This is a genomic window from Leptolyngbya sp. 7M, assembly GCF_018128485.1.
In genome coordinates, this window is the sequence record NZ_CP070897.1 from 5915606 (window position 1) to 5934952 (window position 19347).

Sequence of the window (19347 nt, forward strand, 5' to 3'; positions counted from 1 at the left end):
GTGACGCGATGCTGAATCCACTGCTAAATCCCAGACATTACCGCTTTGCTCGCCGGGAATTGCTGCCCCTAACGCGCCGCAACATCCTGCACCGAGATAGCCACTCCTGCCAATATTGCGGCTACACTGGCGATGATCTGACGCTCGATCACGTAGTGCCCCGGTCGCGCGGCGGCGAAGATACCTGGGAGAACATGGTGACGGCCTGTGTGCGCTGCAACGTTAAGAAGGGCAACCGCACCCCCAAGGAAGCCAACATGATCCTGCGGCAACCGCCCCATAAACCTTACAGTGGTCTTTACTTTGAGGTGACGAAACACGTCAAAAGCGGCGTACATCAAGAGTGGCAGAAATATGTTATTGGTTCCTAAACCCCCAGATTGGATTGACAGTCGGGGGTTTTTGATTGTTTGACTGAGCCTGTCTGAGTGTTTTCTGCAAAAGTTTATCCTACGAAAGTTGATTAGGTAGCTTGACAGTCCTGGTTTATTACTGGTCTATTCCTGATTCATTTCAAGCCCGTGGCAGTTCTGGCTCAATCATGCCTCTTGCTCGCCAGATTTATCTCCAGATCGATCTCCAGATCTATCTAAAGACGGGAATCTCAACTCAGTCCGGACGACTGCTGCAATTTTTTGCAAAGATCGTAAGGGTAGGCATAGAGCAAGACAGAATACGGATCGATCAAATCAGCATCGATCACGACGGACTGGGGCAATACTTCACTTCTGAATCAGGTGGAACCGTTGTTGCAAATTCCTGCTGCTTGCATCTCACACAGTTCGTACAATCGAGCATATGCAATTGGATTCTCCACAATCATTTAATAATTTGGCATTAATCATGGAGTCTGCTGTCACTTCCGATCTTGACGTACACATTGAGTCTCCTAATCGATCGATCAGCATGGACCGAGAGCCTGCTGTACCCAAAGCCAGTATGCAGGGTTGGATGACATCCCAATCCCAAACAATCACCGAGCAGAAGGTAGAAGAAATTCGGCGAGTGCTGGATCAGCATCGGGGAGAGCGCCATTTGGTAGCCCTGCAAGATTTTCCCGATCCGGATGCCCTCTCTTGTGCCTGGGCTTACAAGCTGATTGCCCAGCAGTATGACATCCGCAGTGACATTGTCTATGCCGGGGCACTGAGCCACCAGGAAAACATTGCGCTTGTCCGTTTAACCGGGCTACCCGCTCAGCGCTGGACGCCACAAAACTCGAAAGAAAAAGACCTGTCGCCCTACCAAGGCTGTGTCTTTATTGATAACCAAGGCACAACAACCCAACTCTTACCGTTGGTGCAGCAAGCAGGCATTCCCATCGTGGTCGTGATCGATCACCACACAGCTCAGGGAGAGCTGAATGCAAAATTCATCGATCTACGCCCTCAGGTCCGCGCTACCTCGACAATCTTGACCCAATATTTGCAGGCGGGACCTGGGGTAGGGGGTGTAGTAGCGTCGGGCATAGACCGCCGAAGTCGCCAACGCTTTCACACAGTCCCGTACCGAGAGGTCGCCGCCGTAGAATTTGGCTTCTACATCAAGGCAACGCACCTCATCGGGAATGACATCACCCGCCTCATCCATCACCTGAGCATAGAGGGCATGAAGCACCTGTTGCTTTTCCGACTGACTGCTGTAGGGCAGCAGGCGATAGATGCGGCAAGGCTTACGGCGTAGGTCAAGGGCAAGGGGCGAGCTGGAAGAACGACCCAATTCAACCAGCTCATTCGGCTTTTTTGCGTCTGCCAGAGCTTGGCTCATCAACGGCATTTTGCTGATGTCCATGCGTGACTTCACCGGTTCAAAGCTGGGAACAACTACATCTTTGTTCTGCTTCGTCAACTGGTTGTACAGCCGATTGGTGTTCGGGAAGTTGGCCGCTGGCAGGGTGGGGAAGCGTCGGTAGGGAACCGTATCCTCACCGAAGTACTGGGCATATTCTGGCGTACCGGTCATGGCGCGAATAAACGCCTCCAAGCCTTGAGATGCCAGAATCTGATTGTACTTGCGGATCTCCGCCTGATCCTGCGGTGCCCGTCCCAGGAAGTGCTTGGTTCCCAGTTCAATCACCTTGGTGTTCGGATAGGGCGTGTAGAACTCTTTGATATAGAGGCTAGAGGTGCCCAGTCCTTCAATGAACTCCTTCACCGTGATCTCGCCATTCGCCAGCTTACTTTCGAGGGCGCTGAACTCGTTTGTAATGATGTAGGGTTCAATGTCACGCTCGAAGATCTGCCGGTAGGCAGCGCGGGTAACGTTCTTCACGTCGGTGGGTGCCAACGTTGTCAGCTTGAAGATCTTGGTCTGCTCGCGCTTGCGGTTGACACCTTGGTTGACGCGGAATTCCACATCTGGCGTTGTGCGGCTTTCCGTCACCATCCCCAGCTCCATAAAGCGCGGGGTTTCTGCAACTTCAACCTTGCTGCTCTTGTCAACAATGCTGCCAATCCGGTTCGTGCGCAGCGCCACACCGCCCGGAGTCAGATAGCGCTCATAGGGCACCGTATCTTCGCCAAAGGTTTGGCTGTACTCCATGCTGTCGATAATCGCATCCACCACGGCATAGAAGCCTTTCTTGGCCGCCAGATCGAAGTAGGCATTGATCTCTTGCCGACCGTAGGTGGGACGACCGAGCAGCCGCCGGTGGATGTACTCAATCGCTTTCACCACATAGAGCGGCGTCCAGTACATCTTACGGAACACATCCGACTTGGCTAGCGCCCGCACAAACTCGCGCACGGTGATTTCGCCGTTCTCCAGCTTGATTTCGGCCACCGTCTGCCGCTGACCAGAATACACCTCCCGCCATCCGCTGAAGCAGCTCGGCGATCCGCACCAGGTTGTCGAGCACGCTGCGGCGTTTGGCCTCGGTCGGGTGCGCCGTGAGGGTCGGCTGAACGTCAAGTCGATCGATCAGCGCCCTCAGCCCGGCGGCGTCGAGCCCCCGCTCCTTGAGCCGACGCATGCACTCCAGCAGCGACTCGGCCCGGGGGTGCTCCGGTGTCGCCGCCCGGGCGCGCTCGCGGTTGATGCGGGAGATCTGCACCTGCTCGGCCTGGTTGAGCAGGTGGAAGCGTGCTGTGGTGTAGCGGAGCACCTGGCCCAGGTCGTCGAGCGACAGATCCGAGATCAGCCGCGTGGCTCGCGCCCAGCCCTCATGCTCCAGCGCGTCTCCCGCGGCGGCGCACGACTCTCGGAGGGAGGCGGCTAGTTTCCGCCCACGCGCAAGCCCGCACGCCGGCGCGGATCGAGCCAGCACTTCGTCCAGCAGCGCGACATGGGCGACAGCGTTCGGGCTGGTCATGGGCCGACGTCAATGCGGGGCTTTTCGGATGTGGCGCTAAGCCATTCGGATTCTACGTAGAGCTTGCGAGATCCGGCCGGCCGACGACACGATGTTCGACCTCGACATCTCGAGGCGAGGCGAGCGGCCGATCAGGGGCTGTTCTCGCCGTAGATCCCATCGTCCCACGCGGCGACGGAGCGGATGCGCTGGCCCGGGGTGAGGGCGGCATGGCCATCGAAGAAGGCGACGTTTGCGCCCTTGCCGTGGCGCTCTGGGGAGACCCGCAGGGCCGAATCCGGCCCGGCGAAATGGGGCTGGACCCAGATGTCGTAGAACTGGGCGACGCCCAGGTCGTCGGGCCAGGAGTACCAGGAGTTGTAGAGGACGCGGGAGCGGTCCTCGGCCATCTCGGTGATGTAGATGGTGGTCGCGGGTCGCGCGATGTGAATGAGCTTCGTGGGACCTCGGCGGTAGACCTCGCTGTTGGCGCGAGGGTCGATGACGCCGGGCGAGATCATTCGGACGCCGTTGACCACGTAGTGGATCTGGTGCCCGTCGTTGAATCGGCTGGCGCAGCGGTAGTAGGGGGCGCGCTCGAACTTGTCGTTGGGGGTCTCGCCGCGGCTGATGCGTTCGTCGATGTACGGGCGCAGGGCCCATGCCCAGGGCGGCCTGGTGACGGGAGCGGTGGGGCTCAAGGGCTTCCAGCCCTCACGCGGCACGTAGTCGTTGAACTCGGAGGCATAGACCAGCGCGGCGATGGAGAGCTGGCGAAGATTCGAGAGGCACTTGCTCTGCCGGGCGGACGCTCTGGCGCCGCCTAAGGCCGGCAGGAGCAGGCCGATGAGCAGGGCGATGATGGCGATGACGATCAGGAGCTCGATGAGCGTGGACAACCGACGGCACCTTGCTCACCAGCTTTATAGGACATCAAGAAGCGGTGCAGGACGTGGCCTTCAGCCGAGACGGTAAATTGCTCGCAACGGCCAGTGAAGATCAAACCGTGAAGTTATGGGAACCTAGCGGTAAATTGGTAGCCATTCTGCGCGGCCATCGAGATCGAGTCAACACCGTTGCCTTTAGCCCCAACAGTCCGGTGCTCATTTCTGGCAGCGAGGACAATACGCTCAAAATTTGGGATTTCAACGGCAAGCTGTTGCGCACCCTCACAGATCATCGAGCTAGCGTGTACGATCTGGCCTTCAGTTCCTATGGACAGATCGTCGCCTCCGCCAGCCGCGATAATACGATCAAGCTGTGGAATCGCGAGGGTGTGCTGCTTGCAACTCTAAGGGGCCACATCAAACCCGTGTGGGGCTTGACGTTTAGCCGCGATGGACGCACTCTTGCCTCAGTTAGTGATGATGAAACGATCCGCTTCTGGAAGGTAAACAACCCGTTTCGGACTCCCTTAGTGGGACACGAAGCCGCCGTGACTGCTGTTGCTTTTAATCCAACCAATCGAACTGTAGTCACTGCTAGCGAAGATCGCACTCTACGAATCTGGAATCACAAAGGCGCACAATTGCGTCTGATCAACGGGCACGAGGCCGGCATCGCTGACCTAGCGATTAACCCCGATGGGCGCATTTTGGTTTCAGCTAGCCGCGACAAAACCATCAAGCTGTGGAACACAGAGGGTCGGTTGCTGCGAACCTTTAGCGAACACCAGTCGCCAATCTTGTCTATCGACTTCAACCCCACTAGTCAGGCGATCGCCTCTAGCAGTGAAAACTCCCTGATCAAGCTCTGGCAACAAGACAGTCGTTTGGTGCGTACCTTGGTTGGCCATGTGGGATCGGTTAATGATTTGGCCTTTAGCCCAATCGATCCCTTACTAGCCTCAGTGAGCCGCGATGGGGCGATTCGGCTATGGAGGAGTAACCCCAGCCCGCCAGACTCAATTAGGCGCACAGAATGGCGTGGCGAGGGCGAGTTGCTGACTAGTTTTGGCGACTACGATGTGGAGATCAGAGCGGTTGCTTTTAATCCTATGCGCTCCGAGTTGGCCACAACCTGGAACAAAACCGTCAAGATCTGGAGCACCGATGGTACCTTACTCAAAACCCTACGCGGCCATCAAGCTAAGGTCAATCGTGTCGCGTTTAGCCCTGATGGGCAATTGTTTGCCTCCGCCAGCGAAGACAACACGGTCAAACTTTGGAACCAAGATGGTGAAGAGCTAACCACGCTCGATAGCCATGCAGGCCCTGTTCGAGCTGTTGCATTCAGTCCCGATAGCCACATCCTCGCTTCCGTCAGTCCTTGCTCACGCAACAGGGGTTCTATAAGGGATGCACCTCGACGTGCGGCGGAGAGTGCGTCAGATGCTCTGGCGCACCAACTGCTGTGTCGGTCTGCGAGCCGGGTGCACCGACCGATTGCTGCGACATCCGGGTGGCAATGGGCAGTCGGCAACTCTGTGGACGAAAGGGCTTCGCTCCGTGCTTCGTCTTCGCGGCGTCGCCGAATCCGGTTGGCGTTCCTGATTTGAGAGGCTGCGGCTGCAATGCTGCTCTTAGTTATGGTGATGAAGTATGCAACTCTACCAAATGCACTTCATAAAGCCATCGTGTAACAGCAAGACCAACTGAAGGAGATTGTCGATAATGTTTAACGTGGCTGCTTCTGTAGTGATAAGCATGTGTGTTACCACTGCGATGGTTGAACATCAGCTCGATCCGCCAGCCGCCGAGAGTCGCGATCAGCCAAACGCCGGATCGATTGCTGCCCTGCTCGCTGGGCTAGAGTCGCACGAGACGTCCATTGAATCGGTATCGGCGGTCAGCGAGGAGTTCATCTTTGGGAGATGGAACGGCGTCGTCGACGATCTGCAGTGGAGCCGCCTCACGACCGGATCAAGATATAACGATCGATCACTGAAGTGGACGAGAGACTGGACGTTCGACGGCAATGAACGCGATTCCAGCGGACAGCTGGCGTTGCACTATGAAGTCAGCATCTTGGCCGGTGATGGAGTGGCGCGAGTCGGATGGATGGCAGGACAGGAACTGGGCATGGTCGCGGGCAGCGACGCGACGCTCAGCACACCCCAGCCGCACCTCTGGCGAGTCCTCGGGCGGCATGTCGATCCGCGCTTCCCAGCCGAGTCGCCGCTGCTCCACGAGATCCTCAGGAGCGCCCGGGAACTGGAGTACCTCCCTCCAACCGAAGAGTTGCCTTGGCCAGGCGTGCTCGGTCGCGTGGTGATCTGGGAGACCTTCGATCTCGAGGTCCGTATCGATCCACAGCACGGCTTCGTGCCGCGTCACTGGAAGATCGATTACCGACGGACGCCCGGGGTAAAGATCGAGATGATTGTCTCGTCCGTGCAGCGCGTTGGCGAATTCTGGATGCCCCGGGTCGCGATCTTCATAGTTCACTTCGCATACGACGCAAACCCGCATGCGGCGGAGCCGGCGCCGGTGGTGAACCAGATCCTCGATCGCTATCGCTCCCTAGTGGGCCTGCCGCCGATGCCAGATCCTCAGTTCTTTGCCAGGCATATCGAGCGGAGCGTGCGGATCACGCGTGATCCGTCCGGTACAGGGTGGCGCAGTCCGATCCCGCCTGATGGACCACACAAGGAGATTGGTCTGACCCTTCCGAGCGTCACGCTCTTTCGTGCCATCAGAGTCGCTAAGATCCATATCTGCCACGGCAACCGCACCAACCAGTTTCGTATGAACCTCAATCAGCGGCAAGGGTCGGGCTTGTTCCGTCATCACCAGTGTTGAAAGCGCCGTTTGTAAGACGGCTTTCGCTTCTTCCATTTGCCCATCGTTGAGCAAGCGGGCGGCTTGTTTCATTGCATCAGGGTAGGATGCCAGGGGAAGATTTAAGGTTGTTGTCCGAATTTCGCTCATTAAGTTGTTGAGCAGTTCGCGGGCTGCCGGGTAATCTTCGGCATTGATCGCACTTTTAATTTGATTGCGAATTCGCTCAATGACATTCTTATCTAATGGAGCAACATCAATCACTGCCACCTGAGTGGATACCGGCACTAAACCCAGTTCAGGATAACGGGCTAGAAGAATATCGAGTTTTCCAGTAGCGCGTTCCAAGGCTTGGAGTGCATCTGACGTTTTGCCCTGATCGATCGCCTCGATCGCTTTACGGGTTTCTTCAATGGCGGCAATGGCATCCTGATCTAAACTCCGCTCTGCTTCACCGGTGGCAACCTGTTTCTCCTTCTCAACATCTTCTGGCAAGGAGGATTCTTGCACTGGCAACTTCAACTGCTGCAAAGTCTCAGTCAGTTGGGTGGATTCAGGGGAGGACGCAGCGAACGTAGACAGTTGACCAGAAGTGATGAAAAACAGACAAGCGCTAAGAACACCGAGTAACAAGGCTTTGAGGGTTTTCCAGATGTGGGAACTGTATTTCATCATCAACCTCCTAGTCTAGTTAACTCGCTTTTCGCGTCAATTTAGAATTCTCAGGAATTGAGGCTATTGCAATCAAAACTTTAGTTGATACAGGTTTAGACCTGCACCATAAATGTTTCCAATCGCGTCTTTAATTAGTTCTCTATTAGGTTGAAAAATGAATTCCAAGACATTGTTCCTTACCGTGAAACAATCCATTGAAATCATACATAAACCAAGATTCATCCAGTTGATATTTTGAGTCAAACCAGACCAATTCAGTCGATTACAGATCTGTCCCCAATGGTTTAAAAGCAGATCTTTACCTTTGGACAAAATTGTAGAATACAATCCAAAGACAAGGGGATCGGTTTTCCAGGTCAGAAAGGTTCCTGTTTCCGACCCTAGTTGAGTGGATTGTCCTGAATAGCTTGTGTCACGTATCCCTCGTTTCTCGTCGTTCTCATTTGCAACTTTGAGGAGAAGGATTTTTACTTGACCGTCTTCGTCAATCACAAACTCAACTTTGCTGCTGCTAAGCAGCTGGCACCAATCAGCAATTGCTTGGCATGGGGATAAGTGGGATAGCCGACCACTTGCCATTGCCGCTCATTGCCAGGTACTTTTGCACGTCCATCAAGTGTAAAGCGCCACGGTCGGCAATTTCGGCTAGCGGCGGTTGCAATTTGGGCTGGCAATTAGATTGCCGGGTTCAGAGTTGCGGCCAGAGTTGAGTCAAGCTATTGAGTCAACGGCTGAAGCTGATGGTTGGAATCAGCGTATTGTGAGCTGCGGTTTTCGGTTGGTTTTTCGGTTGAGATAATAATGAGACGCGGTTAGGGAAGGGGAACTGTGTTAGAAGCCTGTGTATTTGCAACGATATTGTGCGGATTCTTTGGCATCGTCCTGAAACAGAATCTGGTGATGAAGATTATTTCGATGGATGTGATGAGCACTGGGGTCGTCGCCTATTACGTGTTGATTGCATCCCGCAATGGCTTGTTCACACCGATTCTTTCGGACGCCAACCGTGGCGCTTATGCGGATCCGGTCCCTCAGGCGGTGATTTTGACCGCGATCGTGATTGGCTTTTCGATCCAAGCCTTGATGCTGGTTGGGGTGATGAAGCTGGCACGAGATAACCCGACGCTGGAAAGCAGTGAGATCGAGAAGGGTAACATGCCATGAATATAATCACGATTGCCTGGATTGCCCTGCCCTTTTTTCTGGGGTTTGTAATTTACCTCTGTCCGCGATTTGATCGGTCTCTGGCTCTAGTAACCTCTCTAGCATCGGCGGCCTATGCGGTGCTGTTGTTCACTCAGCCCATACCGGTCGCATTGCAGTTGCTCGATCATTTTGGCGTCACCCTGATAGCCGATTCGCTCAGTGGCTTCTTCATCTTGACGAACGCGCTGGTGACGATGGCGGTGCTGTTCTACTGCTGGCAAAGCGGTAAAAGTGCCTTTTTTTACGCTCAGGCGACTATTTTGCATGGTAGTGTCAATGCTGCTTTTGTTTGTTCCGACTTTATTAGCTTGTATGTGGCGCTGGAAGTTCTGAGCATTGCAGCATTTCTACTAATTGCCTATCCCCGCACCGATCGCTCGATTTGGGTAGCGCTGCGCTATTTGTTTGTCAGCAATACGGCGATGCTGTTCTATCTGGTGGGCGCAGTGCTGGTGTACCAAACCCATCATTCGTTTAGTTTTGCCGGATTGCAGGATGCTCCAATTGAGGCAGTGGCGCTGCTGTTTCTGGGGCTGTTGGTGAAAGGTGGAATTTTTGTATCGGGTTTGTGGCTGCCCTTGACCCACTCCGAATCGGAAACGCCGGTATCGGCTTTGCTGTCGGGGGTGGTGGTGAAGGCAGGCGTATACCCGCTGCTGCGCTGTGCTTTGGTATTGGAAGAATTCGACCCGATTGTACGGCTGTTTGGCGTTGGAACGGCGCTGCTGGGAGTGGGCTATGCCGTATTTGAGAAAGATACAAAGCGCATGCTGGCGTTTCAGAACAAGCTAAACGCTGCAATTCTTGATTGGCCTGCTGAAGCTGTTGATATAGTTCAGATTGCTGAATGGCAATCCCGGCCTGAATGGCTAGTTGCTTGAATAAGTCGATTTCCGGCTGCTGCCAACGTCTGGGGCCGCGACACTGGTGCGCAATCAGTAGTCCCCACAAGCGCTCTTGCTGCAAAATTGGCACTACGAGATTGGCTCGGATCTGAAATTGTTGCAGTAGCTCCACATGGCATTGGGTTAGCTCAGCGCTGTAAATGTCCTCAATCGCTTTGATCTGCCCTTGTTGATACTCATGAGCGTAGGTTGTTTGAAAGCAGGTATCCATTACATGTAAGCCAAGAATGGGCATCCAGCCCTCGGCGACTGATTCCACGGCTACTTTGCCGCTCCAATCGGGTTCAAAGCGGTACAGAACTACTCGATCCACATCAAAAAGCTGCCGGATTTCGGTTGCTGTGGTTTGTAGAATTTCCGTCAGGTTGAGCGATTGGTGAATTCGTTGCGTTACAGCAGCCACAATCCGATCCGAGTCGCTGGGTTGCCATCCGGTCTGCTCACTCTGGTTATAGTGTGGGATTCCAATTATAAAACGAGGTGTTGCCGTCACAGGAACAGCAGCGGGTTTGGCGATCAAATAGCCTTGGACAAAGTTGGCTCCGTGCGCTTGCAGCCAGTGCAGTTCTTCAATGGATTCCACGCCTTCTGCAACAGTTTTGATATCTAGTTTCTGAGTAATTTCTAGAATTTTCTGCGTGATGTAAGCTTTGTAACTGTCTTGATGGACATTGCGGATCAGCTCCATGTCGAGCTTGAGAAAATCTGGTCGCAGTTGATGCAGCAGGTTGAGGCTAGAGTAGCCAGAGCCAAGATCGTCGAGGGCAATTAAAAATCCTGCCTGTCGGTAGTAGTTCAGGATAGATTGCAGATGCTCCAGCGTTTGTGGTTTGTCCGACTCGATCACCTCAAACACAATACGGTCATGGGGAATTCCCACTTGATCAATTGCTTCGACGGTGCTGCGTAAACATGAAACAGGATCATAGAGGGCTGTGGGCGAGAAATTGATGAACAGGTGATTGCTGATCTGATGATGCCTGGCTTGAGCAATGGCGCTGAGACGAGCGCTTCGGTCCAGTTGGGGCAACAGTCCGGCCTCAATTGCCAACTCCAGCATGGCCCCAGGCATGATCAAGTTGCCTTGTTCGTCTAGCCCCCGCAGCAGAGCCTCGTAGCCAAAAATCTGAGATGTGTCGTCAACTCGCACAATTGGTTGAAAATGACTGGTGAAACGCTGGTCGGTTAACATGCTGAGCAACCAGTCGGACTGGCTGAACTTGATGAAGCGTTGTAAGGAAGTAATACCGATCGGGGTTTTAAGTAAGTTGCACATCGCGTTAGTTGCTAAAGACTATCAAAATTCCCGGCTCTTGCCATCTAGGCTCTTCTATCTACAACAAAGGAGACGGATCGCGAATGACCACCTCAATTTTTTGGACTCCCCTGTTTCGAGCCTTGGGCTGGACTAGCCTCCAGTTGCAGGATTCGGGTGCACCGCTGCTGGCCGGAAATGCCCGATTTGCCAATCTCTCTGGCAAACTGCTGGGAGCGCATGTGGCTCATGCTGGGTTGATTGTGCTGTGGGCCGGAGCCATGACATTGTTTGAACTCTCCCGCTTTGACCCAGCCCAACCCATGTACGAGCAAGGGCTGATTCTGCTGCCCCATCTAGCGGCACTGGGAATTGGCGTAGGAGCAGGTGGGCAAGTTCTGGATACCTATCCCTACTTCGCGATTGGCATGATTCATCTGATCAGTGCTGCCGTGTTGGGCGCAGGTGGCCTCTACCACGCCGTACTAGGGCCAGAGCAACTCGACGAACGCTCGTTTGGCTACCGCTGGCAAGATGGCAACAAGATGACCAGCATTTTAGGCATTCATTTAGTGATTTTAGGCATGGGTGCCCTGCTGTTGGTGTTGAAAGCTACCCGGTTTGGTGGGCTGTATGATCCACTAGTCGATCAGGTGAGATTGGTGACTCCAAATCTGAATCCGGCCCGGATCTTTGGCTATCTGTTTGGATTTAGCCCGCAGGGTTGGACAATCACCGGCATGGCTAGTGTGGATAACCTGGAAGATCTCGTCGGTGGGCATATCTGGGTTGGTTTACTTTGCATTGCTGGCGGCATTTTTCACATTATCTCTCAACCGTTAGACTGGGCCAAGCGGGTCTTGATCTGGTCTGGTGAAGCCTATTTGTCTTACAGTTTGGCAGCGTTGGCGTTAGCTGGGTTCAGCGTGGCTTGCTTTGTCTCAGTGAATCAAATTGCCTATCCAAGTGTGTTTTATGGTCCCATTGAGGGCGCATCCGTTCGACCGGCGTTAGCCAGTGTTCATGCTGCGCTCGGTTTTCTTGCCTTAATGGGTCATCTCTGGCACGCTTATCGAGCACGTTCTGCGGCGCGTGGCAATGATTACGGTACTTTCTTTGATTTCATTGCTGCTAATGTATCCACAGAACCAACGCCTACGTTAGAAGAGGCATTTGCTAGCAGAGTCGCTAATTCCTAATCAACGTATCTCTATGTGAATTACCTGCTCTGTAATAATCTCAAATCTTACGCTTTGTTATAGGAGACCCTATTCATGACCATTGCGGCTGAATCGACCGAACAAATTCCCTGGCGAGCGGGCAATGCACGTCTAGTCAATCTATCTGGACAGTTGCTCGGTGTAAATTCTATGCAGCTTCACATGTAATTGGTATGAGCATAATTAAACATAAAACCCAAAACCCTGCGCGGGCGGCGCAGGGTTTTGAATCTGGTTTTTAATTATGCCGAGGTACTTAGTTGAGTGAGTCATATCCGGTTGTTCCCTCCTAAAACGTTCAGAACGTTGAGTTTCAGTCGATCTAGGTGAGCCGGTGGGATATAGAGTAATGATTCCTTTAACGTAACTAGTTAAGAAAGCATACTGGGGGAAGCATGAAGTTTAAACCACGGCGTTCAATTCTGATCCTGCTGATTGTGATCCTTGCGGCTGCTAGCTTGGGCTATGCTCTCGAACTGTCTTTACCAACTCGTGCTCCGCTCTTAAGCAGTACATTAACGCCTAGCGCCCTACCCACGGCTCAGGAGGTTGGCTCTTATGATGTGATGGGTATCAGTGTGGACCGGGCAACCGCAGAGCAATTGCTGCAAACCGAAGCGGGTCGGATTGAGTTGGCTCCCGAGAACGGAGCGGTGGCCATCACCGAGGATTTGATCAATCTAGGCCGGGATGCCTTCTACCGGGAAACCTTTGGCAACGAGTATTTCTTCACCGATGTGCTGGGTGCCATCGATGGCCCCATTAACCTAATTAGCGTCAGCAAAGCCATTCTAGCTCTAAAAGGTCAGCCCACAACCAATTTGCAAATTGTGTTAGATCGGGATGTGACCGTCGGTGGGCGAAAGTTTCCAGCGGGAACCGTGCTGAATACCGGGTTAGATGTTGCGGCTGGATCGCTGATTCCGTTGGGAATGCAGATCCACAAACAGGGCGCTAAAATTCGCGTCGGTTTGACTTGTGCGCTTTGCCATGCCTCGGTAGATATGGCGAGCGGACAGGTTGTGGAAGGCGCACCCAATGCTGATTTGAATACGGGCTTACTGCAAGCGTTTGGCACAAACTCTGCGGCCATGTTTCGTCAGACTGGTGTAAATCCACTCACGATTCCTGTTGGCAATCGCGCCTACATCAACGCGGCGGGAGAAGTGGATCATCTGCCCGATCCTGAAGTATTAGAAGCGGCAGTAGATGCCCAGTTCCTATCTTGGCCTCCTGGCAATTTCGATTCGACTCCTGATAACGTCAACAATCCATCCCAAAATCCGTCTTCTTATACGTTCCAATCCTATCCTTACGGCTGGAGCGGTTTTTCTGCGGTGGGCTGGTTTCACGGCTTGAGTACGCTCAACAATAACGTTCACGCCACCAATTCCGATCCCACTACCGGCTCCTATGCTAGCCAAGCTCTACTGGGAATGGATAAGGAAACCTATCTCGGTGTAATTCTGCAAAATTCAGCTAATCCCCTATTCCGCTTACCCGAAGGCGCTGCGACTCGATCTTAAACGCAAGCTGCAATCCATTGCCCATATCCACCACACCAGCATTCTCGCCCGGACCAACTAAAATTCGCTCGCCGCTGGTAGGAAATTGCTTCAGCAAAGGCCGCGAGTTTTTGTAGCAGCAATGTTCCGACCACATTACCCCAAACATGCCTAGCTCCGCTTTATTAGGATGACGGCCCAATCGCCGCACAATTTCCCCGTATTCGTCGGGCTTGATGCCTTCGGAAGCAATTTCAGCAGCAGAAAAGGGAGCGGAGGCAAGAATGCCAACATCAGAGAGGGATTGAGACATGGGTCGTGAGCAAAAGGGACATGCTCAATTCTATCGGTTTTGCGGAAGTGCTTGGGCGGGAGGCTGCGATTTAGAAACCTGCCATGCCAATACTCAACGACTTTCAGCCCTACTTGTTGCTGTAGGGCTTTGCCCTGCCGTAGGCATATGCGATGGAGTGTTGTACTGCTTGACTGTCATTTGCAGTAGGCAAGTACAGCCTATGGCATTATGATTCCGGTTGTCTACGGTAGCTAGCAATAACTGATTTTCTCTCAACAGACGATTTCAGGCCGTGGTAGAGCGGGATGACCTGGCTAGAGAGGAAGAGTGAGTAAATACCGATCTATTACTCTCTGAACTTATATCGATCCGAACCGCAACAGTTACACATTTGTTGAATCTCGTTTGCAGGCTCATGTTGTTTCCCTTCATGGCTAAAGCCATGAAGAGAAGGTTCTAATTCAGTTTGAAGTGATGTAATTAATGAGCGGATGTAGCTGATTAAATGGCGGATCGTTGCCAGTGTTTCAGCCCGTTTAGCGAGTAAGTCCTCATAATCGCTATCCATGATAAGTTCCCTTAGCTGGCTCAACATCAAGGCTAACTCTAACTACTCGGTACAGGCTATAGCATTTTGATGACAGTATTGTAAATTTTTCTTGTTACTACAGCGTTGTTCACTCATGTGAGGTGGGGAAGTGGAGGCTTTGCCCCCACCAGAGGAGTGCCCCTGCACCCCGTTTTTCGTACTTCACCAGCCTGAAAAAGCCATATCACGAGGGAATGTTTGCAAATCAAGTATTTATGCTCAGAGTAATCAGCTCCCCTTTCCTAGCGATGCTCGAATGATCGCTGTCGCGGTTTTAGTGAGGCTCCTAGCTGCTAGGATCCCAGGCTATGGAGGGGCTAGAAATCGCTTAAAAAGCGAAACAGGGAGATGAGTAGATCACATGCGGCCCCTTCGTCTCGAACGAAGTGCTAGTCTCCTCTTGACGCTAGGGTTATCCTCCACTCGGCTCTAGGCTCTCTCTTCCAGGTTGCTAAAGTGACCTTTTAGCAGGTAAACTTATATCAATCATCAATCGCTGCATTTTCCAGCAGTACCAAATGAGTATCTCCGGACTCTAGCACTCGACTCTCAGAAGCAGACTGGTACAAGCTAGACACTTCTCGAACGAAAAAGGTGTAGGAGGCCAGTTCGGATTCTTTCTGAAGGTCGCCGCTTTCGCGTTTGGCATAATAGTCTTCGATAATGTGGGCCTGCTGTTCGCGGTTGAAGTCAATGGTCAACCCCTGATTGGCGGCTCGATGATTTTCCAAGTCCTGAATGGTGTAGCTATAGCCCGTATCGGAATGTTGCCCTTGTAGCGCTTGGGGAATGTAAATGGCGCCATCTTGCTCGTACTGCCAGACATGCGTGAGTTCGTGGATGAGGGTGGGTTTTAGAGCACCTTCATCCAGTGGCCCCCAGGAGTTGATCGTGTGGAAGGTGGTGAACGGTCGATCGGTTTTGCCATTATCCACTTCTTTAGCAGCATGTACCGAGCGGGCTTGCTCATCGATACGCACCAAATCTAAATTGATCGAATCTCCGAATACGCTTTTAGCAATTGCCTTTTCTTCGCTGGTGAGGGAGCGAGTATTGAGTTTGAGCAAATCTGCGGCAGTTTCGGCCAGTTCGGGAATGCCAGCAATTTCAACCCAGTCTAACTGTGTTCGCGCCCAAGCTTTTGCTGCATCGCCTAAATGTCCTTGTCCAATTGACTGCACCATATCCCAATAATCTTGTCCCAGCCGCTTAAAACGATCTGGTAGATCGGTCAGCCAAGATTCACCACGCTGTAGCGCTCCCAATAATTTATCTCCAACTTTCGCGATTACCGCATCTGGCCCATTTCCAATTGTGTCGATTACTGTGTTGGAGATGATTCCAGCCTCATCGATTGCAGCATCTGCAATATTTCCTGCTTTGTCAAAGATAGTATTGCCAACAGCACCAGCCTTATTAAAGGCATCATCTACAAACTTACCGGCTGAATCAAGACCAACTTGCTCCAGCACCCACTTAGCTCCATCGCCAATTTTGTCAAACCCCCAGTTGACGACATTCCCGGCTTGATCAAACACCCAATCGGTGGCATCTCCGAGTTGATCAGCCGTCCAGTTGGCAGCATCCCCAATCTGATCTGATGTCCAACTTGCGACATCTTGCGTCTTGTCGCTGACCCAACCAACAGCGTCATCAATCGCGTTACCAACCGTCTGCACGGTATCAACAGCAGCATTTCCGGCTGTCTGAACAGCATCCACAATTGTATTATCAACGGCCTGCACCGTATCAACCACGGCATTCCCTGCCGCCTGAGCCGTATCAACAACGGCACCTCCCGTTGCTTGCACCGTATCCACCACTGTATTCCCGACAGATTGTGCTGCATCTATTCCGCAACAAGCAAGGAGAACCGCGAGCCATTCTGTTTTCAGCGGAGCTAATCAACCTGAACGGTGAAGAATGCCTGCTCTCGGTTGCCAACGACATCACCGAACGCCGCCAAACCGAAAAAGCCCTAGAGCGGCTGGCAGAAATTGGCGAACTGGCGGCCATGATCGTGCATGAGGTGCGCAATCCACTCACTACGGTAATCATGGGGCTACAATCCTTTCAGACGCTTGAGCTATCGGATCGTGCCCGCCTGCGGCTAGAACTGGCCCTGGAAGAGGCCGAGCGGTTGCAGCGGTTGCTGAACGAAATTCTGCAATATGCGCGCTGTCAAAAGCTAGATTTAGCCGAGTTGGAACTAAATACGCTAATTCAGGAAATGCTGGAAACGATACGCACCATGCCCGCAGCCCAAGGGCGATTGATCAAGTTCACGCCCGTTGATCCGATTCGCGTTCTGGGTGATCGAGACAAGCTGAAGCAGGTGTTCATTAACCTGATTAGCAATGCCTGCGAAGCGGTGGCCCTGGGTGAGTCGATTACCTGGAAAATCGATGCTTGCCAACTGCAGCGCACGGTTTGTGTGCAGATTCATAACGGTGGTGAGCCGATTCCAGGCGATTTGTTGCCTCGCTTAACCAAACCCTTTTTTACGACCAAATCATCCGGCAACGGCTTGGGGTTAGCAATTGTCAAACAAATTGTGGAAGCCCATAACGGAGAATTGATGATTGATTCCTCGGAATCCATTGGTGGAACTACCGTGACTGTAATGCTGCCTTTTGTGTCTGAGCAGCTAACTCTTCAGGGATAAAGTCGTAACAGTGAATTGGCATAAGAATACTTTGCTGATTGAAAATGCGCTAACCGCGATCATGACGTAGCCGCCAACAGCGTTCATTCGATTCGTCATGCTGGAACTATGGCTCAAGACAAGGTGGTTGAGGGCATTCAAGCGTTGGATCAGGCGAGCTGCCTTCAGGAGATTCAGGATGGGAGCAGCAATTGCAACAACTGGTTGATATTAAACCCACCAACGCGCAGATAGCTGCGATCGTCTCCATCAGCAGTTTCAGAACGTTAATAAATACATACAAAGAGTGTTCTATCGGTGCGATGAATTCCATCGCTGATTCTGTATTCCGTTTGTGCAACGGTTTGTCTCTTTTGTGGTTTATAGTAATCGGATGATCAGCGATACTAGCGTGACAGTGCCAATCAAGATCAGTAGGGTGGCGATCATGTTGGCAGGAGTCCAGGCTGGGCGCTCTCCGACTCCTGCAATGTCTCGAAATTCACTGCTCCACAGATAGCGAGTGAACATCCGGTATTCTTTCAATGCGACGAATACTGCAAACGTACCGACTCTGCTGGTTGGGTGCGGCACCGGTGTAAAAGATGTTTTTGGAGCATTCCTGCCCTTCATACTGCACCGGGTAGAACAGCATGTGGTTCTTTTCTTCAAACACAGGCAAAACTGCTTTCCGGCTAGCTGAGGTCCAGCAGCCAAAGATCACCACGACCTGATCTTCATCGATCAGCTTTCTGGCTTTCTCTGCAAAGGTAGGCCAATCCGAAGCTCCATCTTCCTTGACCGCCTCGATTTGCTTACCGAGCAAACCGCCTGCCTTGTTGATTTCTTCGATTGCCAGTTCGGTAGAATCCACCACGCTCTTTTCCGAGATCGCCATCGTACCGCTGAGCGAGTGAAGGATACCCACTTTGATGGTATCCCCTCCAGACGCTGCGGCTGGCGAATCCGCTGGAGAAGCATCTGCTGCGGGAGATTCGGAACCTGTACCCGTTGTGGTGCCACCAGCACAAGCCTTGAGCAGGATGCTCGTTCCTAAGGTTGCAGAACCATGTAGTAAAAACTTACGCCGACCAAATTGCCTAGTCATCGAATCTATTACTCCTGTTGGGGGGTTACGCATAGAGAAAACCCGCACTAAGCGATGGTATGTCCGGGTTTATCGAAAATTTGTATTCTAGTACACAATTCTCGATGGGGAGCATACTTTTTCCAGTGAGTTTTATTGCTCTGACAATCCCCTAGAGGAGGATATTGATGCAGGAACTGCATGGTTTCCCATATGTAAGCGGATTAGGTCAATCACTGTCTCCAATCCCTGCTTCGTTTTAAGATTTGTGAAAACAAATGGTTTGTCGCCTCGCATCCAGCGAGCATCTCGGTCCATCACCCCTAAATCAGCCCCCACTAGGGGCGCTAAGTCGATTTTGTTGATTACTAGTAGATCGGATTTGGTGATCCCCGGTCCGCCTTTGCGAGGAATTTTGTCACCTGCTGCCACATCAATCACATAAATGGTCAAATCCACCAGTTCTGGACTGAAAGTAGAAGCCAGATTGTCACCCCCGCTTTCCACAAAGATCAGGTCTAGATGATTAAACTGGCGTTCCAACTGTTCAATCGCCACTAGGTTGATCGAGGCATCTTCTCGAATTGCCGTATGGGGGCAGCCTCCGGTTTCTACGCCCACAATCCGCTCGCGTTCTAGCGCCTGACTCCGCACCAAAAACTGAGCATCTTCTTGGGTATAGATGTCGTTGGTGACGACGGCAATCTCAAATTCATCCCGCAGCGCCTGACACAAAACATTCACCAACGCGGTTTTTCCCGACCCAACCGGACCAGCAATTCCCACTCGAAAGGTTTGCATGCTTTCACTCCACCAGTCGAACTCTGCTCTGCATTGTAGGGCGGCCAGGGCAACATCAGAGCAGTGTGGTACTCACCAGTCGAGAAAAGCCGGCCGTGGTGGCAATGCTGCAAGGCGAAACGATGCCCGTGCGCGTTCTCAATCTAGCGGGTTTACC

The 19347-nt window shown here is 52.6% G+C and carries 17 protein-coding genes and 2 pseudogenes; 7 read left to right on the plus strand and 12 right to left on the minus strand.

What is annotated here, in order from left to right:
• The first annotated feature begins 8 nt into the window (after window positions 1-8).
• Complete coding sequence (locus JVX88_RS31350; RefSeq protein ID WP_410503740.1) at window positions 9-371, plus strand: HNH endonuclease; 363 nt, start codon at window positions 9-11, stop codon at window positions 369-371.
• 1009 nt (window positions 372-1380) lie between these two features.
• On the opposite strand, the gene JVX88_RS31355 is transcribed toward JVX88_RS31350, so the two are convergent.
• The 3 genes from JVX88_RS31355 to JVX88_RS31360 all read right to left on the minus strand — a co-directional run bounded on the left by JVX88_RS31355 (window position 1381) and on the right by JVX88_RS31360 (window position 4188).
• Window positions 1381-2781, minus strand: coding sequence for a phycobilisome rod-core linker polypeptide (locus JVX88_RS31355; RefSeq protein WP_317134507.1), 1401 nt, complete (start codon window positions 2779-2781; stop codon window positions 1381-1383).
• Window positions 2699-3310, minus strand: coding sequence for a phosphoenolpyruvate carboxylase (locus tag JVX88_RS39615; RefSeq protein WP_225931236.1), 612 nt, complete (start codon window positions 3308-3310; stop codon window positions 2699-2701). The genes JVX88_RS31355 and JVX88_RS39615 overlap by 83 nt, the downstream gene beginning before the upstream one ends.
• 131 nt (window positions 3311-3441) lie before the next feature.
• The gene (locus JVX88_RS31360; RefSeq protein ID WP_211622338.1) at window positions 3442-4188 is read right to left on the minus strand and encodes a DUF1559 domain-containing protein; all 747 of its coding nucleotides are present in this window, start codon (window positions 4186-4188) and stop codon (window positions 3442-3444) included.
• Window positions 4189-4199: 11 nt separating this feature from the next.
• On the opposite strand from JVX88_RS31360, the gene JVX88_RS31365 reads away from it, so the two are divergent.
• Entirely contained in the window at window positions 4200-5786 is a 1587-nt protein-coding gene (locus tag JVX88_RS31365; protein ID WP_211622339.1) for a WD40 repeat domain-containing protein, read from the plus strand.
• Window positions 5787-6168: 382 nt separating this feature from the next.
• Here the strand turns inward: JVX88_RS31365 and JVX88_RS31370 are convergent, their stop codons facing one another.
• From JVX88_RS31370 to JVX88_RS31380, 3 genes are all read right to left on the minus strand, one after another.
• Window positions 6169-6675 (minus strand): hypothetical protein, encoded by a 507-nt coding sequence (locus JVX88_RS31370; RefSeq protein ID WP_211622340.1) that lies wholly within the window; start codon window positions 6673-6675, stop codon window positions 6169-6171.
• A gap of 75 nt (window positions 6676-6750) precedes the next feature.
• On the minus strand, window positions 6751-7683 hold the full coding sequence (locus JVX88_RS31375; protein ID WP_225931237.1) for a YfdX family protein: 933 nt from the start codon (window positions 7681-7683) through the stop codon (window positions 6751-6753).
• Window positions 7684-7752: 69 nt separating this feature from the next.
• Window positions 7753-8262, minus strand: coding sequence for a hypothetical protein (locus JVX88_RS31380; RefSeq protein ID WP_211622341.1), 510 nt, complete (start codon window positions 8260-8262; stop codon window positions 7753-7755).
• Between the two features lie 249 nt (window positions 8263-8511).
• Here JVX88_RS31380 and JVX88_RS31385 point away from each other — a divergent pair, with 249 nt between their 5' ends.
• Both JVX88_RS31385 and JVX88_RS39620 read left to right on the plus strand, forming a co-directional pair.
• On the plus strand, window positions 8512-8847 hold the full coding sequence (locus JVX88_RS31385; protein WP_211622342.1) for a cation:proton antiporter subunit C: 336 nt from the start codon (window positions 8512-8514) through the stop codon (window positions 8845-8847).
• On the plus strand, window positions 8844-9770 hold the full coding sequence (locus tag JVX88_RS39620) for a cation:proton antiporter (RefSeq protein ID WP_317134508.1): 927 nt from the start codon (window positions 8844-8846) through the stop codon (window positions 9768-9770). The genes JVX88_RS31385 and JVX88_RS39620 overlap by 4 nt, the downstream gene beginning before the upstream one ends.
• Here JVX88_RS39620 and JVX88_RS31395 read toward each other — a convergent pair.
• A pseudogene (locus JVX88_RS31395) lies at window positions 9742-11070 on the minus strand (EAL domain-containing protein); the annotation flags it as partial. The gene JVX88_RS39620 and the pseudogene JVX88_RS31395 overlap by 29 nt on opposite strands.
• An 83-nt stretch (window positions 11071-11153) precedes the next feature.
• Between JVX88_RS31395 and JVX88_RS31400 the strand changes: the two are divergent.
• Together JVX88_RS31400 and JVX88_RS31405 are read left to right on the plus strand one after the other, a co-directional pair.
• Window positions 11154-12248 (plus strand): chlorophyll a/b binding light-harvesting protein, encoded by a 1095-nt coding sequence (locus JVX88_RS31400; RefSeq protein WP_211622344.1) that lies wholly within the window; start codon window positions 11154-11156, stop codon window positions 12246-12248.
• A 416-nt stretch (window positions 12249-12664) separates the two neighbouring features.
• Entirely contained in the window at window positions 12665-13795 is a 1131-nt protein-coding gene (locus tag JVX88_RS31405) for a hypothetical protein (protein ID WP_211622345.1), read from the plus strand.
• Here JVX88_RS31405 and JVX88_RS31410 read toward each other — a convergent pair.
• From JVX88_RS31410 to JVX88_RS31420, 3 genes are all read right to left on the minus strand, one after another.
• Entirely contained in the window at window positions 13749-14087 is a 339-nt protein-coding gene (locus JVX88_RS31410) for a hypothetical protein (RefSeq protein ID WP_317134509.1), read from the minus strand. The genes JVX88_RS31405 and JVX88_RS31410 overlap by 47 nt on opposite strands.
• A gap of 328 nt (window positions 14088-14415) precedes the next feature.
• A complete protein-coding gene (locus tag JVX88_RS31415; protein WP_211622346.1) occupies window positions 14416-14637 on the minus strand; it encodes a hypothetical protein in 222 nt (73 codons plus the stop codon).
• 503 nt (window positions 14638-15140) lie between these two features.
• Window positions 15141-16478 carry a hypothetical protein gene (locus tag JVX88_RS31420; protein WP_211622347.1) on the minus strand — a complete coding sequence of 446 codons (1338 nt, stop codon included), beginning with the start codon at window positions 16476-16478 and terminating at the stop codon, window positions 15141-15143.
• 20 nt (window positions 16479-16498) lie between these two features.
• On the opposite strand from JVX88_RS31420, the gene JVX88_RS31425 reads away from it, so the two are divergent.
• Window positions 16499-17323 (plus strand): two-component system sensor histidine kinase NtrB, encoded by an 825-nt coding sequence (locus tag JVX88_RS31425; protein WP_225931238.1) that lies wholly within the window; start codon window positions 16499-16501, stop codon window positions 17321-17323.
• A 550-nt stretch (window positions 17324-17873) separates the two neighbouring features.
• Here the strand turns inward: JVX88_RS31425 and JVX88_RS31430 are convergent.
• Both JVX88_RS31430 and ureG read right to left on the minus strand, forming a co-directional pair.
• Window positions 17874-18410, minus strand: a pseudogene (locus tag JVX88_RS31430) (transporter substrate-binding protein); the annotation flags it as partial.
• A gap of 132 nt (window positions 18411-18542) precedes the next feature.
• The gene (gene ureG, locus JVX88_RS31435; protein WP_211622349.1) at window positions 18543-19190 is read right to left on the minus strand and encodes an urease accessory protein UreG; all 648 of its coding nucleotides are present in this window, start codon (window positions 19188-19190) and stop codon (window positions 18543-18545) included.
• Window positions 19191-19347 lie beyond the last annotated feature (157 nt).